This is a genomic window from Pseudomonas sp. GL-B-12, assembly GCF_019955895.1.
In the GTDB taxonomy this organism is placed as follows: Bacteria; Pseudomonadota; Gammaproteobacteria; order Pseudomonadales; family Pseudomonadaceae; genus Aquipseudomonas.
This window is the reverse complement of the sequence record NZ_JAHBCX010000088.1, coordinates 65465-79574: the sequence shown is the minus strand read 5'-3', so window position 1 is coordinate 79574 and position 14110 is coordinate 65465. Positions and strand designations below refer to the sequence as shown.

General features: G+C 60.7%; 13 protein-coding genes. 1 reads left to right on the top strand and 12 read right to left on the bottom strand.

Annotation, left to right across the window (positions count from 1 at the left end; all coding sequences use genetic code 11):
* Positions 1 to 52: 52 nt before the first annotated feature.
* The 12 genes from KGA85_RS30740 to KGA85_RS30685 all read right to left on the bottom strand — a co-directional run bounded on the left by KGA85_RS30740 (position 53) and on the right by KGA85_RS30685 (position 13028).
* Positions 53 to 1081 (bottom strand): HAD family hydrolase, encoded by a 1029-nt coding sequence (locus tag KGA85_RS30740; protein WP_223461032.1) that lies wholly within the window; start codon positions 1079 to 1081, stop codon positions 53 to 55.
* Positions 1078 to 2505, bottom strand: a complete 1428-nt coding sequence (locus tag KGA85_RS30735; RefSeq protein ID WP_223461034.1) for a hypothetical protein — start codon at positions 2503 to 2505, stop codon at positions 1078 to 1080. Before KGA85_RS30735 ends, KGA85_RS30740 begins: the two co-directional genes overlap by 4 nt.
* Positions 2502 to 4088: a VWA domain-containing protein gene (locus KGA85_RS30730; protein ID WP_223461036.1), complete on the bottom strand. Its 1587-nt coding sequence runs from the start codon at positions 4086 to 4088 to the stop codon at positions 2502 to 2504. Before KGA85_RS30730 ends, KGA85_RS30735 begins: the two co-directional genes overlap by 4 nt.
* A 1-nt stretch (position 4089) precedes the next feature.
* A complete protein-coding gene (locus KGA85_RS30725) occupies positions 4090 to 5082 on the bottom strand; it encodes a vWA domain-containing protein (protein WP_223461038.1) in 993 nt (330 codons plus the stop codon).
* Complete coding sequence (locus KGA85_RS30720) at positions 5069 to 5668, bottom strand: DUF4381 domain-containing protein (protein ID WP_223461040.1); 600 nt, start codon at positions 5666 to 5668, stop codon at positions 5069 to 5071. Before KGA85_RS30720 ends, KGA85_RS30725 begins: the two co-directional genes overlap by 14 nt.
* Positions 5665 to 6609: a DUF58 domain-containing protein gene (locus tag KGA85_RS30715; RefSeq protein WP_411741751.1), complete on the bottom strand. Its 945-nt coding sequence runs from the start codon at positions 6607 to 6609 to the stop codon at positions 5665 to 5667. Before KGA85_RS30715 ends, KGA85_RS30720 begins: the two co-directional genes overlap by 4 nt.
* Positions 6609 to 7589 (bottom strand): AAA family ATPase, encoded by a 981-nt coding sequence (locus KGA85_RS30710; protein WP_223461042.1) that lies wholly within the window; start codon positions 7587 to 7589, stop codon positions 6609 to 6611. The genes KGA85_RS30715 and KGA85_RS30710 overlap by 1 nt, the downstream gene beginning before the upstream one ends.
* A gap of 8 nt (positions 7590 to 7597) precedes the next feature.
* Positions 7598 to 8545: a transporter gene (locus KGA85_RS30705; protein ID WP_223461044.1), complete on the bottom strand. Its 948-nt coding sequence runs from the start codon at positions 8543 to 8545 to the stop codon at positions 7598 to 7600.
* 12 nt (positions 8546 to 8557) lie between these two features.
* Complete coding sequence (locus KGA85_RS30700; RefSeq protein ID WP_223461046.1) at positions 8558 to 9958, bottom strand: DUF1254 domain-containing protein; 1401 nt, start codon at positions 9956 to 9958, stop codon at positions 8558 to 8560.
* 26 nt (positions 9959 to 9984) lie between these two features.
* Positions 9985 to 11436 (bottom strand): DUF1254 domain-containing protein, encoded by a 1452-nt coding sequence (locus KGA85_RS30695; RefSeq protein WP_223461047.1) that lies wholly within the window; start codon positions 11434 to 11436, stop codon positions 9985 to 9987.
* Positions 11437 to 11446: 10 nt separating this feature from the next.
* Positions 11447 to 12238: a hypothetical protein gene (locus KGA85_RS30690; protein ID WP_223461049.1), complete on the bottom strand. Its 792-nt coding sequence runs from the start codon at positions 12236 to 12238 to the stop codon at positions 11447 to 11449.
* A 364-nt stretch (positions 12239 to 12602) separates the two neighbouring features.
* Positions 12603 to 13028, bottom strand: a complete 426-nt coding sequence (locus KGA85_RS30685) for a YciI family protein (RefSeq protein ID WP_223461051.1) — start codon at positions 13026 to 13028, stop codon at positions 12603 to 12605.
* 408 nt (positions 13029 to 13436) lie between these two features.
* Here KGA85_RS30685 and tpx point away from each other — a divergent pair, with 408 nt between their 5' ends.
* Complete coding sequence (gene tpx, locus KGA85_RS30680) at positions 13437 to 13937, top strand: thiol peroxidase (protein WP_223461053.1); 501 nt, start codon at positions 13437 to 13439, stop codon at positions 13935 to 13937.
* Positions 13938 to 14110 lie beyond the last annotated feature (173 nt).

Here is a 14110-nt window from a genome sequence, read left to right as displayed (position 1 = left end):
CTTGCGTCGCGTACTGCGACAAACGTTTTTTGCGGTCCTGCATTACGTCTTTTTATTGCACTTGCTCAGGTGTGGCGGCATCGAACGGATAGATCCGACGCCATTCGGACGCCATATCGACGACCGTCCAGCCGCGTTTGTTTGCTTCGTCCAGGGCTTTGTCCAGACGACCGATCTGTGACTGCCGGTCGTATGCCCATTCACGTTTGGCGTCGGTGTGATGCACCAGGCCCATGAAGCGTTTGCCAGGACCGGCGGCGGTCCACTGGAGCATTTGCAGATCGCCGTCGGAGTTGCCGAAGGCGAGGATCGGCCGACGACCGATCACCGCGTCGATGCTTTCCGGTTTGCCCGGGCCATCGTCGTTGTGGGCCAGTTTGGGCGTGCGCAGGATCGACGCCTTGCCGTCCTTGAACTGATACGCGGTGATGAAGGTGGTGCCGATCACTTGTTCAGGCGGGATGCCGTAGACCTTCTCGGCGAAGGCGCGCATGAACCCGGTGTCGCCACCGGAGACGATGTAGGTCTTGAAGTCCTGGCTGCGCAGGTAGTCGAGCATCTCCAGCATCGGCTGGAAGATCATCTCGGTGTACGGCTTGCCGGTTTTCGGATGGCGGGCCTGGCTCAGCCAGGTCTTGGCGTAGTCATCGAAGGCTTCGGTGGTCATGCCAGTGTGGGTCGCGGCGAAAATCTTCAGCAGGCCCTCCATGCCGGTGGCGGCCAGCGCCTTGTGATCGTTTTCCAGCACCGCCTGGAACGGCTGGGTGGTTTTCCATTCCGGATGATGCGATGCGGTGCGTTTGACTTCGTCGAGGGCGAACAGCAACTCGAAGTACATCGGCTGCTCACTCCACAAAGTGCCGTCGTTGTCGAACACGGCAATGCGGTCCTCGGGCTTGACGAAGTCCTTGCTGCTTTGATCGGTGACCGTCTGTACGAACTCGATGATCTGCTTTTTCGACGGCCCGTCGTTCCACGAAGGCAGCGGCTCGGCGGCCTGCACCAGCAACGGCAGGCTCAAGGCCAGGGTCAGCAGGAAACTGAATGCGCGATGATGGCTCAGCGATATCGAACTCGTCATGGGAAATCCTTCTCGTGAACGGGGTTGAGCGGATGCAGTGCAGAAGAGACTGATTCTCTGTTGCGCTCGGACTGACTATGCAGCGTAGACAAGGATTCCCCGATTTGGCGCAGGGCCTGCTCTTTGTCCGGTTCGCGGCCATAACAGGCCCGCAGGAAGGTTTGCAGGCGCGGGCCGAGGCCGGTCAGTTTCAGGCCGTGGCGGCTGCGTCGGGTCCACAGGTACAGGGCGCTGAGTTGCGCCGGTTTGCCCTCGATTTGTGCCGGGATCTGCCGCCACGCGTAGTCGGCGGACTCGAGCCAGGCGGCGTGTCGGGCGCGGCGTCGGGCTTGCCACTTGAGGTGCGCGCGGCGTACGAGCGGGCGACTGAACCTACCGAGTGCCACCACCGCCAATACCAGTGCCAATAGTCCGAACCAGTGCCCGGAAAGGTGCAGGCGATTCTGCTGGCCGAGTTTTTTCAGGTCTTCGGTGATTGAAAACACCGGCTTGTAGGCGCTGTTGGCCGCCGCGTCGAAGGTCACGGCAGACACTGTGGCCGTGCGGGTTTGCTGGCTGCTGGCATCCCACCATTTCAGTTCGACGGATGGCAGGGTGTAGTGGCCTTCCTGGTCGATTCGGTAAGTCACGCTGTCGATGCGCTGGCCGCCATTGAAGTTGCCCCGCCCGTCATCCAGATTGCGGATTTGCGGGGCTTTCGGGTAGCGGCTCAGGCCCTTGATGTCGTCCAGCGTCGGTGTCGGCAGTGACATGGCCAGGGCACCGTCGGCCTGCAAGGTCAGTTCCCGGGTGATGCTGTCGCCGACCTTCAGCGGTGTGGCCGAATTGACGGTCTTCTGGGTAAACCGCAGCCCTTGGGCCACCAGCACCGCCTCACCGGGCTGGAACCCTGGTGGTTGCGCGGCGTTGAAATGCAAAGGCTGGCTCTGGGCGCTGAGTTCGTGGCTGGCCTGACCCGGTGTGGCTTGTACCGTCAGTGCCGGAATGTCGAAGCCCTGGGCCAGGTTCGGGGTGATCAGGTAGCTGTAGCGCATGCCGCTGAAGGATTGGCCGTCGAAGGTCTGGTTGATGTGCTGGGCATGGCCGTCCGGTGGCATCACCAATGCGCCGGGCAGTTTCAGGTCGGGCAGGGTGGGGGCGCTGGTGAACCAGGAGTCGGTGAAGACATCGAGTTGCAACTCGACCAGGCTGCCGACCATGACTTGGGTGGTGGGTTGCAGGGTGGCCTGGACTTTCAGCTGAGGGTCGGCGGCGAATGTGTTGAGGCTGATCAGGCCAATGAGCAGGGCGCCGAGTTTTGTGGTGAGTGCACGGGCCCTTTCGCGGGCAAGCCCGCTCCTACAGGGGATCGGTGGCGCACACAAATCCAGTGTGGGAGCGAGCCTGCTCGCGATGACGGCGACTCGGTCTTGAAGGTAGCTCATGGCTTGGCCCCCGCCTGATCCTGCAAGCTGAATTTATGCTTGAGGAATTTCGCCGGGGATGTGGTGAGGTTCTGTAACCATTGCTCATCCGAGGCCGCTTGCTGGGTCTGCACCTTTTTGCTTTGGCCTTTACCCGGTGCCTTGTCCATCTTGATTTCGTCGGGTTTGACCTCTGGCGTGTTTTTCTCGGCGCTTTCGGTGTCTTTCTGCAAGGCAATGGCCAGGGCCAGATTGGCCGAGGCTTGCGGGAACTGCGGCTGCAACTTCAGCGCCTGGGTATAGGCCGCGATGGCCTGATCGAACTTGAAGCGCCGCACATAGATGTTGCCCAGGTAGAAATATGCCTGCGGTGTATTGAGCCGCGCGAAACTGGCCAGCGCCAAGTCGAAATCGGCCGCGTGGTAGGCGGCAACGCCTTTCCAGTACGGATCGACAAACAGCGCCGCCGCCTGAGGGTAGTGCTCATGCTCGAAGGCCCAGCGGCCTTGCTGGTCGCGAGTGAAAAAGGCATCGGTCAGCGCGTTGGCCTGTGCCGGCGCCGGTTGCAGGCCCAGGCCCAGGCCCACCGCCAGCAGTAGTGCGGCCATCCAGTTCAGGCTCCAGCCCCTGCGTACGCTGAAGAAGGCGATCAGCAACAGCGGCCAGCACAGCCAGTAACCGGCGTCTTTCCAGTGCAGTTCGCGCTGTTCGTCGCTGGCTGACTGGAAGTGCTGCTCGGCGTGCAGTTCGATCCAGTCCAGGTCGTCATCGTTGAGGGTCAGGCTGCCCAGCGGGGCATCCAGCGTTGAGGCAAGCTGCTTGAGGGCGTCCTGATCGAAACTGCCCATTTGCGGGCGACCGTTGCTGTCGGTGCGTGGCTGGCCGCTGGCATCGCGGATGATCCAACCGTCGGTGCTGCCAGCCGCCAATATCAGCACTTGCAGCGCACTGTCCGCCAGTTGCTTGTCCAGTCCGGCCAGCGCCGAGGTGTCGGCGCCATCGGTGATCACCAGCAGGGTGCCGGGCGTTTTCTCGGCGGTGAGCAGGCGCTTGGCCTGATCGATGACCGCGCCGACATTTTTCCCCGGTTTGTCGATCAGGTCGGTACTCAGGGCCTGAATGAACGTATCGAGCAGCGCCGGGTCGTCGGTGGCGGGCAACACCAGGTGCGCGCTGCCGGCGTAGGCAATCAGGGCGTTGCGTGAACCGGCGCGGCGCTGGATCAAGTCGTGGAGCTTGTGCTTGACCGCTTCCAGACGACTGGGGGGAACGTCGCTGGCGTCCATGGAGGGCGACAGGTCGACGGCGATGATCAGCGGCGCACGATTTTCCAGAAAGTCCGGTCGATCCTGCTCCCAGGTCGGCCCGGCAGCGGCGATGGCGCCCAGTACCAGCAGCGCAGACACCAGATGCACCGGACGCAGACGTTGCCGGTCTTGCGGGGTGATCAGCAGATGCGGCAGCAGGTGCGCGGCGATGTTGCTGCGCAGGCGCCGTTGCAGGTCCTGGTTGCGCCGCCACAGCAACGGCAGTAGTGCACCGAACACCGCAAGCAACAGCCACAAAGGGCGCAGGAAATGGAAGTCGCTGAGGTTGATGTCCATGTCATGCCTCCTGCCGTTGACGGGCGAGCATCAGCCGTGGAAGCAGCAGGGCGCCCAAGTGATAAATCGCCAGCAGGGCAATGGCCGCGCCCAGCGGCCACCAGAACAGATCGCGTTTGGGCTGGTGGCTGAGGGTTTTCACCTGATGCGGAGTGAGTTTGTCGAGGGTGCTGTAGACCTGATCCAGGGCGTTGCGGTCTTCGGCGCGGAAGAAGCGTCCGCCCGTGGCTTGGGCAATCTCCTGCAAGCCTTGCAGGTTGACCTTGGCTTCGCCCTCGGCATTCGGGTCGCCGATGCCGATGGTGTGAATCACCACGCCTTTGGCCGCGGCCATGGCGGCCGCGTGATCCGGGGTGATGGCGCTGCTGGTGTCATTGCCGTCGGTGAGCAGGATCAGCACTTTTTCCTGCTCGTGGGCCTGATCCAGCAGTTTCAGGCTCAGGCCGATGGCGTCGCCAATGGCCGTGTTGGGACCGGCCATGCCGATGCCGGTGTCGTCCAGCAGCAGTGACAGGCTGGCGTGGTCGAGGGTCAACGGTGCCTGCGGATAGGCACCGGTGCCGAATACGATCAGTCCGATTCGATCGTCTTTACGTTTGTCGATGAACCCGTGCACCACTTCCTTGACCGCGGCCAGGCGATTGATCTTCTGGCCGTTGGCGTCGGTGAAATCGGTGGTTTCCATCGACTGGGAAATGTCGATGGCCAACATCAGATCCCGCACCGGCTGCTGGCGTTCGATGGGTTTTTCCACCAACACCGGCCGACTCGCTGCCACCAGCAGCAGCGTCCAGACCAGCAGGTTCAGGAGCAATTGCCAGCGGTTGCTGCGGGTGCCGGCCTGGCTCGGGGCCTGGCCGACAGCACGGCTCATCGCCGCGAAAAACGGTACACGCACGGCGCTGCGCGCCTCGCGGTAATCGGGCAGGTATCGATAACCGAACCACGGCAGCGGCAACAGGATCAGCAGCCAGGGGTAATCAAGCTGCCACATGATGACGCTCGACCCAGGTTTTGCAGGTGCTGAACAGCTGTTGGCGCTGTTCAGTGGGCATGGCCTGCAATGTTGCGTCGGGGGCGTAGGCCAGCAGCGAGAGTTGTTGGCTGAAGTCGGATGGCAGGGGGTGTTCAATGTGCCGCTGCAAAAACACCTGCCAGTCCTCTTTCCCCAACGCCGCAGGCGATCCCTGTGGGAGCGGCGGTGCGACGATTCGACTTGCTCGCGAAGGCGTCCGGTCAGTCGACATAGATATTAAGTTTAAGGCCCTCTTCGCGAGCAAGCCCGCTCCCACAGGGGATGTGGAGGGCATCGAGAGGGCCACGCGCTTGAGCAATTCGGGAAGCTCACGCAACGCGCTCAGGTCATTACTGCGCTGCTGCAATTCCTCCAGCCGCACTAACGCCTCGCGCCGATAGCGGTCGCGCCGCCATTGCCAGTATCGCCGCGCACCCATCACCAGCAGCGTAACGATCAGCAGCGCCAGCAACGCCCACCAACCCCAGGTTTGCGGTGCATAACTGACCGGCGCCGGCAGTGCCATTTCCTTGAGTTGGTCGATGCTCGGGATCGCGGGGTTCATCGGCGCCGTCCGGCAAACTTGCCCAGTTCGGCGCGCAGTTGTTCGTGGGCTTCTGTAGCGGTGCTGAACATCATCAGCGGCACCTGGCTGCGGCGCAGCAGGGTAGCGACGTCCTTGAGCCGCCCGCTGAGGAAATCCCCGAGCGGCTGGTGCACCTGTTGCCGATCCACCGCCAGCTCCACCTGCAATTGCCCTTGGGTGACCTGCACGCGGCCGTTTTTCGGCAGGTTCAGCGCCAGCGGGTCGTAGACCTGCATGGCAATCACATCGTTGTGCGCCGCCAGTTGCCGCATCAGTTGCAAGGTGCGTTCGCCGGCACCGGCAAAGTCGCTGACGATGCAGATCAGGTGATCGTGACCGGCCACCGCCAGGCAATGCTGTAGGACCTTGTCGAGCTGGTCTTCGCCTTCGGCGTCCGGGTTGGCGGCATTGAGTGCCTGGTTCTGCCGGGCGATGCGGCTGCACAGCGCTTCGATCCGTTTGCGGCTGCGCAGCGGGGCGACGCTGTCGATGCGTTGATCGTTGAAGACCAGTCCACCGACGCGGTCGCCGGCGTTGAACACCATCCACGCCGCCAGGGCGCCAAGCTCTGCGGCGACGGCGGATTTGAAGCTGCGTTGCGAGCCAATGAACATCGACATGCGCTGGTCCACGAGGATCAGGGCCGGGCGGTCGCGCTCTTCGGTGAACGTGCGTACCACCGGTTTGCCGGTGCGCAGGGACGCGCGCCAGTCGAGGTGACGCAAATCGTCCCCCGGCTGATAGCGGCGCAGTTCATCGAAGTTCAGGCCCCGGCCACGCAAACGCGAAGCGTGGTTACCGGCCAGGATGCTGCCCTGGGGCTGACGCGCCAGAAAACTCAGGTCACGGGCCTTGAACTCCAGGGCCATCAACTGCGCCAGAGAGACATACACCAGGCCGTCGACGCTGTTCATGGACATCAGGCCGCAATCGCCACTTTATCGAGCAGACGGTCGAGCACCTGATCGGCGCTGACGCCATCGGCCACCGCGTCGTAGCTCAGTTGCAGACGATGGCGCAGCACCGGGTGCACCACGGCGCGGACGTTGTCCGGAGAAACGAAATCCTGGCCCTGCAACCAGGCGTCGGCCCGGGCACAACGGTCCAGGCCGATGCCGCCGCGGGGGCTGGCGCCGATGCTGATCCAGCGCCCGAGGTCGGCGTCGTAATCGGCCGGGTGGCGAGTGGCGTTGATCAGGTCGATCAGGTAGCGGTCGATGGCCGGAGAGACGTGCACGGCACTGACTTCCCGGCGCGCGGCGAAGATTACGTCCTGAGACAAGGAGAAGCCCTGCACGGCAGAGGTCTTGGCACCGAGGGCCTGTTCTTCTTCGCGCAACAGGCGCAGCACCTGGCTTTCGTTTTCCGCGCTCGGGTAATCGAGCAGCACTTTCATCAGGAACCGGTCCATCTGCGCTTCCGGCAGCGGATACGTGCCTTCCTGTTCGATCGGGTTCTGGGTGGCGACCACGATGAACAGTTCCGGCAGCGCATGGCTGTTGCCGGCCACGGTGATCTGGCGTTCTTCCATGGCTTCGAGCAACGCCGCCTGGACCTTGGCCGGCGCACGGTTGATTTCGTCGGCGAGGATCAGGTTGCCGAACAGCGGACCGGGCTGGAAGCGGATTTCGTTCTTGCCTTCGACCTGATGCAGCACCTCGGCACCGGTGATGTCCGACGGCAGCAAGTCCGGGGTGAACTGGATGCGGCTCATCTTTGCGTCCAGGTGTCTGGCCAGTGACTTGACCGTGCGGGTCTTGGCCAGGCCGGGCAGGCTTTCGAGGAGCAAATGCCCGTTGGCGAGCAAGCCGACGAGCATCTGTCGGATCACCTGGTCCTGGCCGAGCACCGCTTCGGCGATGCTGGCTTGCAGGGCGTTGAGGTCGTTGAGTGCGCTCATGGAGTCTCCTAGAAAAACGCCAGGGTCATGTTGACGCTCAAACCATTGCCTTCAGGGCGGTTCTTGGTGTCGAACTCCGGCACCCAGCGCGCATTGAAGTTGGCCTGGGCGTCGGCGAACTTGCCGCTCCAGCCCACTGTCGGGCCGGCACCCACCGAACGTCCACGGAAGCCGCTGTCGGCACCCGACCCCGAGTCATCGGTGATTTGCTGGATGTAACCGGCTGCGATACCGGCGTTCCATCCGTTGCCAAAGCCGTGGGTCCACAGCGCATCGAGGGTATAGATGTTGCCGTTGCGATAATCGGTGGCGTCGTTCTCGGTGTAGAACTCCAGGCCGCTCGACAGCGTGAATTCGCCGCCCTTGCCGTCCAGATGAGTGAACGCCACGGTAGGCATGAAGGTGTAATTGTTCTGCCCGGGGTTGGCCAGGCGATCGACGTTGTAGGCACCGGTGGGCACGTAGATCGGCAGTTCGAACGCGATGTGATTGAGTTCGTCGAAGTGGTAGCCGGCGGCAATCGGTGTCACCAGCATGTCGGCGAACTGGGTGCCGGTGTCCGAAGAGCCTAGGGTTCTGCCGCGAGGGCCGGTGACGCTCGCGGTGATGTCGGTGTACTGCACCGGCACGCCGATGGCCGAGGCGTAGTTCCAGCGACCCTTGCCGGTGTCCCAGACATGGGTGAAGTCGGCCATGGTGTAGGACACTTTCATGTCCAGCCCGGTACTCAGGGCACCCACGATCGGCACCTGGGCGTTGCCCTTGAGGTTGCCGTCGTACCAGATGCTGGTCAGGGACATGATCCAGCCGGGTTCGGGCGGCACGATCCCGGCATTGGAGATCACTTGCTGGCCGGTAATCGGCCGTCCGACACCACCCTCGGCCGCCAGTACCAACGGACTGCCGCTGACCATGCACAGCGCCAACAGGGGGCGCACTACGAAAGGCCTGATCATGACTGACTCCACTTATTGTTTTTGAGTGACGGGGTTCAACAGCGGCATTTTCCATTCGCCGTTGCTGACTTCCGGTTTTGGCAAATACAGGCGCAATATCCCGTAGAACGGTCCATTCGGAGCGGGCAGCCAATTGCTTTGCAGGTCTTTGGCCGGCGCTTTGTGCTGCACGTACAAAGTCAGGCCGCCATCCGCATCGAGCTTGAGGTCAGGCAGCATGCGCGAGTTGATCAGGTAGCGATTGAGCGGGTTGGCCACCAGCAGCTTGTTCTTGCCGTCGTACATGGTCAGGGACCAGAACGCATCGGCCGGGGGCAGGGCGCCCTTGTCGAAATGCAGGGTGTAGTCATTTTTCGAGGCATCGACCGGTTTGCCGTCCTTGTCGACGAAATAACCGATGTAGTTCGCCTCTTCGGCGGAGTTGCCGAAAATCCCCATGTTGGCACCGGCATAGCGGTACAGGTAATTGCCCTTGAGGTGATCGCGGGTGCCGAAGAAATCACCGCTGGTGATTTCGTGGGTATCGACTTTGGTTTTCTTGAACTCGGCAAACCCGGCCTTGGCGTCGCTGATGCCGTCTTCCAGCGCTTTGCGCTGCTCGGCGCTGAGTGTGTTCACGTTGAATGGCTTGCCGGCCTCGACACCGATCCTGGCAAAGCGCGCCAACAGGTCTTTTTCCACGTCCTGGGCCGGGGCGAACGCCAGCATGAAATTCAGGTAGCGGAACAGGTCCGGGGTTTCGCTCATGGTCGGCGTGGGTTTAGGCCAGTCGATCTTCGGTGCGGCCGCCGGGGCTTTGTGTTTGTCGTAATGACTCAGAGTTTCAACCTTGTAACCCTTCTGGATCTGCTTGACCTTGGGCAGATCCTTCTCATCGAACAGTTGTGTGCGGTACAGCGCATAGGCGATGTTGCTTTCACTGCGCAGCAAACGGTCGATGTTCAGCGGTTGCTGGCCCTGCCAGTTGGGCCCGGCGATCATGAAATGCCCGCCATTGTTGCCAGTGCTGCGGGTGCCCAGGTACGCAAAGTTCTGCGTATAGGCGTCGATCAGTTGCACCGAGTAATAACGATGCTCTTCGATGGGCGGCAGGGTCAGTACCAGTGGCTCGGCGCGCAAATCCATCCAGACAAAGGAGTAGGGCGTGTCGGCGTTCGGCGTGACAAACGCAGTGTCCTTGGCAGTGAAGGCCTTGGCGGTATTGCCGATCTGGTTGAACGGCGCCTTGAAGTTCGGGCTCTTCTTGTCCACGGCCTGGGTGTAGAGCGTCTTGTACATCTCCACCACCGGAAAGCCGTACAGATAAGCTTCCCTGGCAATGGCCCGGGCTTCGTCCGGGGTGGCGGTGAAGTCGGCCCAGGCGCTGGTGCTGAGGGTCAGCGCAAGGCCGGTGAACAAAGTGCGGTGATTCATATACATCCCTTATTGAACGTTCGGCGTCATTGCACAGCCGTGATGTCGTCGAGTTTCCAGCTCTTGTCGAAATAGGCTTCTGTCGGCGCATACAGACGGAAGTAGCTGAACCAGTGTTTACCCGGCAGGGTTTGCACCCAGTTGTCCTCGAAACCTTTTGGCGCGGTCGGGCCGAAGTACAGGTCCACCGAGCCGTCGGCGTTTTTCTTCAAGTCCTGACGGGACGACAGGTCGGCCTTGCGCTGCGGGTTGTCGATCAGGCAGCGGCTGTCGATGTCGTATACGGTCATCGACCAGAACTGCCTGGCCGGCGGGTTAGCGTCGACGTGCAGGCGATAGCTTTTGCCGCCGTCGAGCCAGTTGCCCTTGCTGTCGGTGTAGGCACCGAGGTAGGTCTGGCCCAGCCCCGGGGTTTTCGAGACCATGCCTTTGGTGTTGGTCACCGCCTCGTAGAACCAGGCGCTGCGCTCCCACAACTGGTCGTAATAGGCCACGCGCTGGGACGGATCGGCGATGTTCAGCACGCTGTCCCATTGCCGGTCCGGCCAATACTGGGCATTGGGGAAACGCTTGGCGAAGGTGTTGGCCTTGGCGATCAGTTCACCGACCTGTGCACCCTGTTCCAGGGCCGCGCGTTGCTTGTCATTGGGGTTGAACGGCTTGTCCTTCTCGATACCCAGGCTGGCCAGCATGGCCATGTAGAAACGGTCGCGCTCGTTGACCGGTTCCTTCTGGATGATCTGGTGCAAGCGCTCCCAGTACGCCAGGCCACGAGGCTGGGTGCCGGACCAGGCTTTACCACCGGGAGACAGCAGTCTGGTTTTGGCAGGTTCCGCTCGCTTGGCATACGGGTACATCTTGAATTGCTCGACTAGCGCCTTGCCCTTGGCCGGGTCCGGATCCAGCACACGAAAGCCCACCAGCACGTTCATGGTTTCGGATTTGGCCAGGTAGTATTTATGGGCATCCGCTGGCGGCTCGGCACCCGGTGGCAATACCAGGTACTTGCCGCCCTTGCCTTTGTCCGGGCCGGTCTGGCCCATGTCGATAATCGCCCGCTGCCAGAAATCGCCCACACCGCCAGCAGTCGGGCCAGGTGGTAGTTCAATCACCAGCGGCCCGGTTTCGTTGAGATCGACAAAGCCCAGGATGTACGGCGTGGTGGCGTTGGCCGTGATCACCCCGAGCTTGTCTTCGTAACTGTTGAGCACCATCAGGTCGCCGTTATGGGCACCCAGTTTGTCGCGGAATTCTTCCTGCCACTGGGCGTAGGACACCAGTGGCAAGGCCCATAGATAACTCTGGGTGGCCTGCTGGAAATCCAGTTCGGCGTAGAGCCTGGCGATCGACTCGTGGGCTGGCAGTTCGCCTTCCATGGCAATTTTGCCGATGCGGGTATCAAGTTCCTGGGCGCCCACGCCGCAACTGGCGAACAGGGCCATCAGGCTGAAACCGGCTGTGCGAATTGCTCCGTGCATATATGAGTCCTTATTTACCGAAGGTGACGTTGATCCCGGCGTACAGCGTGAACTGTGGCAAGCCGTCGCCTTTGCGGTCCACGGTCCACTGCGGCTCGACAAAGGCGTTGAGGATATTGGACCCGGATTTCCAGGCTTTGCCGCCACCCAAACCGAGTGGGATGTAATGGGTGTTGTTCTTCAGGTCGAACGTCCAGGTGCCTGTGGAACGCAGGTACCAGCCTTTTTCCAGGTTGTGGATGATGAACGGCTGGAAGGTGGCGGATTCCACGTGAGGACGGTCGTGATCACCGGCGAATGAACTCTGGTACTGCACCAGTGCGCCGAGCAGCCCGCGTGGCGAGGAGTCGATGGCGATGGCGGAAAGTCCGGCCTGCCATTTGCCGGTTCCCAACTCATCCTGCTCGGCGGTAGGCGCGGTAATTTGCGGGCCGACGCCCAACTGCACGCCTTCGGTCTTGAGCAGGAAAATATCAAACACATTAAGGTCGCCGATGCCGGTGCTGTAACCGTTATGCGGATCGGGACGAGTGCTGACGGGGAGCGTGACGCGCAGTAATTGCGGGACACCGATAAAGTCATTCGGGGCCATCGGCAGCGCACCGCGCAACAGCGCATCGTTGGTGTGCGCGTTGGTATCGAACAGTTTGGGTGTGTAGTAATCCTGAAGGTTGACGCCAGGCGCCAGATTCAGCGGGTTGTTGCTTTTGTTGGCCGTCTCGGCGTTATCCGCGTGAGCACAAAAAGCGGGTGCGAGCGAAGTCACCCAGACAAAGGCGTACTTCCCCAATTTCTTAGACATTATTCCCCCGGTTCCTTGGTGGCTGATTGGGCATACGGCCGTTATGTTTGGCCGTAACTGCGTAATCCCTTTCCGATCAAGCCTGTAGGACTCGTCGGATGAAGTTAGCAGTTAACCACGGGTTATCCAGTTGAATGGCTTAATTCTTTCGTTTTGTGTGCAAATTTTTGTTAATTTCTTGTACTAATAAGTTAATACAGATCAATGGCTTGCCCGAACAATTTAAGCTGCTATCTAGCCAATGTGGGAGCGAGCCTGCTGGCGAAGTCGGCCAGTCAGTCAACATAAGTGTTGAATGTGACGAGCTCTTCGCGAGCAGGCTCGCTCCCACAGGAAACTGAAGCAATAGCCGGTCCAGTCAACGTCAGTTCTTCTTCGCCTGCTCCCAAACCCGCTGTTCCTGCTCGCGCAGTTCAGGTGTGAACTCGGCACCAAAATCTTCGGCTTCAAATACCTGGCGAATCTCGATTTCGGCTTCGGTGCCCGGCATCGGGTTGGGGCAGCGCTTGACCCACTCGATGGCTTCTTCCCTGGACTTCACTTTCCACAACCAGAAACCGGCGATCAGTTCCTTGGTTTCGATGAAGGGGCCGTCGATCACCGTGTGTTTGTCACCGGAAAATTTTACCAGTGCGCCTTTGCTGCTCGGGTGCAGGCCTTCACCCGCGAGCATGATGCCGGCCTTGACCAGTTCCTCGTTGTAGTTGCCCATGGCCGTTAGCAGTTCCTGGCTGGGCATGACGCCGGCTTCGGAATCCTGGCTGGCCTTGATGATGATCATGAATCGCATGGTCTCGTCTCCGTTGCAGTTGAGTGGCTCGATTTATAGTCGAACGACGGTGGAGCAATTCGACAGAGTGTTAACAAAAGTGTTCGTCGATTACGTGTCGCGTGCCTTTCGTCATGAACATCGGGCGGCGGCGGGTGAGGGCGTACTCTGTACTTTTGCCGACTCGTTCGGCTAACACACGAACCCTGTGTGCGAGCCTGCTCGCGATGGCGTCAGGTCAATCACCAGCGATGTTGAATGACATTGCGCTTTCGCGAGCAGGCCCGCTCCCACAGGATTGTGGGTTGTATCCAGTTTTGTGCCCTGTTACATGACAATTTATGTTTGACCGTAGGTCGTAGGACAATTTCATGGTTAACTTCGGCCTCGTCAAAATTCTCCACCACAACGTTCAGAAGGACTCCGTTCATGGCTCAAGTCACTCTTAAAGGCAACCCGGTTCAAGTCAACGGTCAACTGCCCCAAGCCGGTTCCAAGGCGCCAGCCTTTTCCCTGGTTGCCGGCAATCTGTCCGACGTCACCCTCAAAGACTTTGCCGGCAAGCGCAAAGTACTGAACATCTTCCCAAGCATCGACACTCCGACCTGCGCCACCTCCGTGCGCCAGTTCAACGCCAAGGCCGGCAGCGTCGACAACACTGTCGTACTGTGCATCTCCGCTGACCTGCCGTTCGCCCAGGCGCGTTTCTGCGGCGCCGAAGGCCTGGAAAACGTACAGAACCTGTCGACCCTGCGCGGTGCCGAGTTCATCGAGAACTACGGCGTTGCCATCGCTGACGGCCCGCTCAAAGGCCTGACCGCTCGTGCCGTCGTTGTTCTGGACGAAAACGACAACGTGCTGCACAGCGAACTGGTTGGCGAAATCGCTGACGAGCCGAACTACGAAGCGGCACTTGCTGTTCTGAAATAAGCGTAGCTTTACAATGTTTAACGGCCTGGCCCTGTCCAGGCCGTTTTCATTTGTGCTTCAGTGTCTTACACAAAACTCCTGTTACGTAAGCCAAAGGTAAATTGCCGGTAAAGGCGCTTTGCTTAAAACCCGCCAGTGCTTATCGTTCAGCCTCATGTAAAAAAGCCCACGCG

Coding starts and splice junctions, on each gene's coding strand:
- KGA85_RS30705 (WP_223461044.1), bottom strand. CDS start 8,545: ATGATCAGGCCTTTCGTAGTGCGCCCCCTGTTGGCGCTGTGCATGGTC.
- KGA85_RS30695 (WP_223461047.1), bottom strand. CDS start 11,436: ATGCACGGAGCAATTCGCACAGCCGGTTTCAGCCTGATGGCCCTGTTC.
- KGA85_RS30735 (WP_223461034.1), bottom strand. CDS start 2,505: ATGAGCTACCTTCAAGACCGAGTCGCCGTCATCGCGAGCAGGCTCGCT.
- KGA85_RS30730 (WP_223461036.1), bottom strand. CDS start 4,088: ATGGACATCAACCTCAGCGACTTCCATTTCCTGCGCCCTTTGTGGCTG.
- KGA85_RS30720 (WP_223461040.1), bottom strand. CDS start 5,668: ATGAACCCCGCGATCCCGAGCATCGACCAACTCAAGGAAATGGCACTG.
- KGA85_RS30740 (WP_223461032.1), bottom strand. CDS start 1,081: ATGACGAGTTCGATATCGCTGAGCCATCATCGCGCATTCAGTTTCCTG.
- KGA85_RS30700 (WP_223461046.1), bottom strand. CDS start 9,958: ATGAATCACCGCACTTTGTTCACCGGCCTTGCGCTGACCCTCAGCACC.
- tpx (WP_223461053.1), top strand. CDS start 13,437: ATGGCTCAAGTCACTCTTAAAGGCAACCCGGTTCAAGTCAACGGTCAA.
- KGA85_RS30725 (WP_223461038.1), bottom strand. CDS start 5,082: ATGTGGCAGCTTGATTACCCCTGGCTGCTGATCCTGTTGCCGCTGCCG.
- KGA85_RS30715 (WP_411741751.1), bottom strand. CDS start 6,609: ATGTCCATGAACAGCGTCGACGGCCTGGTGTATGTCTCTCTGGCGCAG.
- KGA85_RS30685 (WP_223461051.1), bottom strand. CDS start 13,028: ATGCGATTCATGATCATCATCAAGGCCAGCCAGGATTCCGAAGCCGGC.
- KGA85_RS30710 (WP_223461042.1), bottom strand. CDS start 7,589: ATGAGCGCACTCAACGACCTCAACGCCCTGCAAGCCAGCATCGCCGAA.
- KGA85_RS30690 (WP_223461049.1), bottom strand. CDS start 12,238: ATGTCTAAGAAATTGGGGAAGTACGCCTTTGTCTGGGTGACTTCGCTC.